Annotated in this window: 5 protein-coding genes and 2 pseudogenes; 3 read left to right on the top strand and 4 right to left on the bottom strand. The window is 64.6% G+C overall.

The window, feature by feature from the left end; translation table 11 throughout:
* Positions 1 to 186: pseudogene (locus Q0K43_RS10260) on the top strand (nitroreductase); the annotation flags it as partial.
* Between the two features lies 1 nt (position 187).
* Here Q0K43_RS10260 and Q0K43_RS10255 read toward each other — a convergent pair.
* Positions 188 to 2,350, bottom strand: a complete 2,163-nt coding sequence (locus tag Q0K43_RS10255) for a transglutaminase-like domain-containing protein (RefSeq protein WP_297290436.1) — start codon at positions 2,348 to 2,350, stop codon at positions 188 to 190.
* Between the two features lie 83 nt (positions 2,351 to 2,433).
* Between Q0K43_RS10255 and Q0K43_RS10250 the strand changes: the two genes are divergently transcribed.
* Entirely contained in the window at positions 2,434 to 3,168 is a 735-nt protein-coding gene (locus Q0K43_RS10250; RefSeq protein ID WP_297290435.1) for a copper homeostasis protein CutC, read from the top strand.
* Between the two features lie 37 nt (positions 3,169 to 3,205).
* On the opposite strand, the gene Q0K43_RS10245 is transcribed toward Q0K43_RS10250, so the two are convergent.
* Together Q0K43_RS10245 and Q0K43_RS10240 are read right to left on the bottom strand one after the other, a co-directional pair.
* The gene (locus tag Q0K43_RS10245; protein WP_297290434.1) at positions 3,206 to 3,481 is read right to left on the bottom strand and encodes a metal-sensing transcriptional repressor; all 276 of its coding nucleotides are present in this window, start codon (positions 3,479 to 3,481) and stop codon (positions 3,206 to 3,208) included.
* A gap of 63 nt (positions 3,482 to 3,544) precedes the next feature.
* Positions 3,545 to 3,940 (bottom strand): hypothetical protein, encoded by a 396-nt coding sequence (locus Q0K43_RS10240; RefSeq protein WP_297290433.1) that lies wholly within the window; start codon positions 3,938 to 3,940, stop codon positions 3,545 to 3,547.
* A gap of 194 nt (positions 3,941 to 4,134) precedes the next feature.
* Here Q0K43_RS10240 and Q0K43_RS10235 point away from each other — a divergent pair, with 194 nt between their 5' ends.
* Positions 4,135 to 4,614, top strand: a complete 480-nt coding sequence (locus Q0K43_RS10235; RefSeq protein ID WP_297290432.1) for a deoxycytidylate deaminase — start codon at positions 4,135 to 4,137, stop codon at positions 4,612 to 4,614.
* A gap of 26 nt (positions 4,615 to 4,640) precedes the next feature.
* On the opposite strand, the pseudogene Q0K43_RS10230 reads toward Q0K43_RS10235, so the two are convergent.
* Positions 4,641 to 4,852, bottom strand: a pseudogene (locus tag Q0K43_RS10230) (tRNA (N6-threonylcarbamoyladenosine(37)-N6)-methyltransferase TrmO); the annotation flags it as partial.

The following is a 4,852-nucleotide window of genomic DNA, read 5'->3' as shown; positions in this document are numbered from 1 at the left end:
ATCGTTCATGAAAACGGCTATCGCCGGATGAACGCCGGGGAGCTGGAGCGGATGCTGGCCGACAACGCCGGACAGCGGCCCTATACCGACTGGCTGAAAGCCTTTTGCGACCGAAAGTACAACTCCGACTTCTCCCGGGAGATGACCCGGTCGGTGGAGGAATATCTGAAACATTTCCTGGAATGACTCATTCCACCTGCTCCAGTACCCGCCGCAGCAGGTCGGCCATGCCCACCTGGTAGCCGCAGCAGCCGTAGGCCGCCCTCCCCTGCCGGTCCCGTACCACCGCCAGGGGCGGCTTGTCCGGGTCCAGGCCCAAATGGCGGGCCACCGTCTCCACCTGATCGTCCCACTGGGGGTAGACCAGCTGCACCTCCGGCCACCGGGCCAGCAGCCCCGCCAAAGTGGCCTGCTGTTCCGCGCCGGGGCGCCGCAGGAAAAAGATCACGTCCCCGTCCAGCGTCTGAAAAGCGGGAAGGGCGGCGGAGAGTTCATTTAAAATATGCTCGGTGGGTTCCGCCCCCTCCTCCAGCCAGAGGAGGAGGGCGGCTTTTTCATGGGTTCCGGCCAGCTCCGCCAGGGGCAGCTCCCGGGGGGAGATGAGATCGTCCACCGAGCAGTCCCGCAGCTCCAGCGAGATCTCCCGCTCCTCCCCCGCCCCCAGGGTAAACTCCAGGCGGCTTGCAAACTGGTCCCCTGCCGGCAGACGCAGGGCGGTGAGTACCCGGTAGCGCCCGGCGGGCAGGGTTGCGGTCAGCTTGTTCCTGTGCCAGGCCCGATCCGTCAGCCGGAGCGGTTTCCACATCTCCCCCGTCCAGAAGTCCAGGGACCAGTTCTGCCGGTAGAGAAACCGCTCCACCGGCGCCTTTCGGAAGGTGACTGTTCCACATTTCTCCGGCTGTTTGGGGACAAAGTTCCCGTCCCGCCACACCAGCACCGCCCCGTCCAGGGGCCGCAGCAGGGCGGGTATCCCCTGCTGCCGCAGGGCAATGACCTCCCCCACCTCTCCGCCCTGGGGGCGGCTCCAGTCGGTGAGCCGTTCAAAGGCCACTCGGGGGCAGAGGACAAACCGCCGGAACACCTCCGCCGGATAGCAGCCCGCCCAGGGTCTGGCCCGCTCCAGATGGGTCTCCAGCAGAGCGGCGGTCACATCCCGCAGATCCTTGTCGGACAGGGCGGAGAGGAGGGCGGGGCGCAGCGGGTCATGATCCCTGCTGAGAAAGGCATAGATCTCCCCAAAATTGCCCCGGGCCTTTTGAAGCAGCTCCCGCTGCTGGGGGTAGTTTTGGGCCTTCTCCTCATCCCAATAGCCCGCCATCCGGGCCTGCCGCTTGGCGGTACCCGCCGCCAGCACCGCCGCCCGGGCCTGCCGCTGTGCCTCGTCCAGAGGGGTGGGGTTGACGGGAGCATCGTGGGGGGCGCGGAAGTCGAAGGGAGTCCAGTGGGCGCAGGGCGCGGGGAGGGCCAGCTCCGCCCCGTCCTCCCTCTCCCCGTGGCAGAAGGCCTCCTTCTCCCGGTTAGACAGGTGGAGGTCGCCCATGCCCAGCTCCACCTGTACCTCTCCCTGCTGGTCGGCGGTAAGGGTTGCGATGGGGCAGAACCGGGATTCGTTGAGTACCTCCAGGGTAATGATCTCCCCCGGCTCGGCCCGGAAGGTGTAGGTCTTGGTGCGGGCATAGCGGGCCGTCTGATTGTGATACAGGGCCTGGCCCTGCCGGCCCAGAGGGGCGCCGTGGAGGGCCAGGTCGGCCACCGGGCCGAAGGTGCGGCTGTGGACCAGCATGGCCCGGGAGGCGGCGGTGTTGAACCAGCCCCGATCCAGCACCGGCTCCGGCTCGCAGGCCCCCAGGAAGCGCCACTTGCCCTTACACAGCACCTCCACCCAGGCGTGGTTGTCGTCGCAGTGGGACCAGCGGGGGGCGTACACCTGCCGGGCAGCCAGGCCCACGGAGCGCAGGGCGGACACCAGAAAGGCGGATTCCTCCCCGCACCGGCCGCTGCCGCAGCGGTATACCGTCAGGGGGGAGGCGGTGCGGTCGTCCTGGGCCTGATAGCTGGCCTGCTCGTGGCACCAGCGGTTGACCTCCAGGGCGGCCTCCTCCTGGGACAGGCCCTTCACCCGGTCCCACAGCTGGCTGTAAAACAGCGCCCGGTGGTCGGACAGATCCTCGTCGTTGACCCGGGGGCAGAGGACGTACTGCTCGTAGGCCTCCCGGCTGAGAGAAGCGCACCAGGGGACGGTCTGGCGCAGCATGCAGCTGTGGGCGGCGAAGGCCTCAAACAGGGACTGGGGGTAGCTGTCCCAGTCCTCCGGCAGGGCCTGCCGGATAAAAATCAGTTCCTGATCCATGCGATCCACTCCTTTGGAATGGGGCTATGATATCACATTTCTTTGTGGTATCATAGCCCCAGATGAGAAAAGAAGGTGTTGTCATGATTCTGGAAGTGTGCTGCGGCTCGGCGGAGGATGTACGCATTGCCGCTGAGGCCGGGGCGGACCGGGTGGAACTGAATTCCGCCCTCTTTCTGGGGGGACTGACCCCCTCCATTGGCACCATGAAGCTGGCCAGGCAGGCGTCCGTCCCCATTATGGCAATGGTGCGGCCCCGGGAGGGGGGCTTCTGCTACAGCGAGATGGAGTTTGCCGCCATGCTGGCCGATGCCCGCGCCCTGCTGGCGGCGGGGGCCGACGGCATCGTGTTCGGCTGCCTCCACCCCGACGGCAGGGTGGATAGGGCCCGGTGCGCCGCCATGCTGGAGGTCATTGGGGAGAAGGAGAGCGTGTTCAGCCGGGCCATCGACGTGGTGCCCCACTGGCGGGAGGCTCTGGACGTGCTGATAGAGCTGGGGGTGACCCGGGTCCTCACCAGCGGACAGGCCCCTTCCGCCCCGGCGGGGGCGGACACCATCCGGGCCATGGAGGAGTATGCCGCCGGACGCATCCAGATCCTGCCCGGCTGCGGGGTGAAACCGGACAACGCCGCCGCCCTGCTGGCTGCCACCGGCTGCGATCAGCTCCACGGCTCCTTCAAGACCAGCCGCACCGACGTTTCCGCCACCCACAACCCGGCGGTATCCTTCTCCGGCGGGGTGTGTCCGCCGGAGGAACAGGTGCCGGTCACCGACGCCCGCGCCGTCCGGGCGGCGGCGCTGGCCCTGCACAGATAACAACAGGCGCGTCCCACCGGATGGGACGCGCCTGTCTTCAGCTCATACGGGAAAAATGCTCGATAGCCTTGGCAAATTCAGCGATGGTGCGGTCGGCGTCGCCGTGTTCGATACCGTCCCGGACGCAGTGGTTGAGATGGCCCTCCAGCACCACCTGGCCCGCCTTGTGCAGGGCGCTTTTAGCGGCGTTGATTTGCATGAGCATCTCCTCACAGGGTACGTCCTCGTCCACCATCCGGTCGATGGCGGTGATCTGTCCAATGATCTTTTTCAGCCTGCGGTGCAGATTGTCGGCGTCCATACACTGTCTCATGGGCGCTCCCCCCTTTCTCTGATGAAAAGGGCTGCTGCGTCCGGCAGCAGCCCTTCATTGGGTTCAGCTACGTTCTTCAAAGCTGGCGCCGCAGTTGCGGCAGTTGACGGTGATCTTCCCTTTGCCCCGGGGTACCCGCAGGTACTGCCCGCAGTTGGGACACTTGAAGTAGCGATGCTCTTTATCCCGATGGATGGTCCGCCGCATTTTGAACCAGCGAATGAACGGCCCGAACAGGGCCAGGAACCGGGCGTTTTCCGCCCGACGGCGGTCGATACGGCGGGAGAACATCCGAAACAGGTTCCACAGCAGTACTGCCAGCGCCAGCCAGGAGACCCATGCCATATAGGGCAGCGCCGACACAAAAATCAGCACCACATACAGGAAAAGCAGGAAAAAGGAGAGGTGATCGCTGCCATACCGTCCGTACATCAATTTTCGCAAAAAATTCATGAGCATGAAATACGGTCGTCTCCTTTGATATGAGAATAGGATGCACTTTTGATGCTTATATGATAGCCCCTGCGGCTTTTTTCGTCAAGGATGCAACCGTAAACATTTCATGAACGATGGATCGTCAGCCCCTTGCGATTTGGGAAAAAAAACGGTATACTGGCCGTATCACACCATAACCATGCAAAGGAGGGTCCCCAATGGGCCGAATCGACAAGGAGAACTACTATCTGGACATCGCCCAGACCGTGGCCGAACGGGCCACCTGCCTGCGCCGCTGCTACGGCGCCATCCTGGTCAAAAGCGACGAGATCATTGCCACCGGCTACAACGGCGCCCCCCGGGGCCGGAAAAACTGCGTGGATCTGAGCTACTGCACCCGGGAGGCCCTGAACATTCCCTCCGGGGAGCGGTACGAGCTGTGCCGCTCGGTCCATGCCGAGGCCAACGCCATCATCTCCGCCGCCCGCAGCGAGACCATCGGGGCCACCCTGTACATGGCCTGCGTCAATCCATCCACCGGGGAGCTGATCCCCAACTCCACCTCCTGCTCCATGTGCCGCCGGCTCATCATCAACGCCGGCATCCAGCGGGTGGTCATCCGCAACACCAAAACCGACTACTCGGTAGTCCATGTGGAGGACTGGATTCGGGAGGACGACTCCCTCCCCCAGACCTGAATATGGCGCTGAAAAAGGGGACAGCCTCAAGGCTGTCCCCTTTTTTGTGTGACGGATTTTACAAGCAGCCTCTCCCCATCCACCGAGAAGCCCACCTCCACCCCGCCGAAGGCCATGCCGTACACCCGGTGGGGGTCGTGCTGGTAGGAGGGCCGGGGGTTCCGGGACAGCACCCCGATGAGCGCCTCCCGCTTGTCCTCCGGGACCTGGGAGAGCAATTCCGGGGGGAACTCCACCT

The sequence above is a fragment of the uncultured Flavonifractor sp. genome, assembly GCF_944383115.1.
Classification (GTDB): Bacteria; Bacillota; Clostridia; order Oscillospirales; family Oscillospiraceae; genus Flavonifractor.
The sequence above is the reverse complement of the archived record's forward strand: the minus strand, read 5'-3'. Positions and strand labels throughout refer to the sequence as shown.

Coding starts and splice junctions, on each gene's coding strand:
- Q0K43_RS10240 (WP_297290433.1), bottom strand. CDS start 3,940: ATGCTCATGAATTTTTTGCGAAAATTGATGTACGGACGGTATGGCAGC.
- Q0K43_RS10250 (WP_297290435.1), top strand. CDS start 2,434: ATGATTCTGGAAGTGTGCTGCGGCTCGGCGGAGGATGTACGCATTGCC.
- Q0K43_RS10235 (WP_297290432.1), top strand. CDS start 4,135: ATGGGCCGAATCGACAAGGAGAACTACTATCTGGACATCGCCCAGACC.
- Q0K43_RS10255 (WP_297290436.1), bottom strand. CDS start 2,350: ATGGATCAGGAACTGATTTTTATCCGGCAGGCCCTGCCGGAGGACTGG.
- Q0K43_RS10245 (WP_297290434.1), bottom strand. CDS start 3,481: ATGAGACAGTGTATGGACGCCGACAATCTGCACCGCAGGCTGAAAAAG.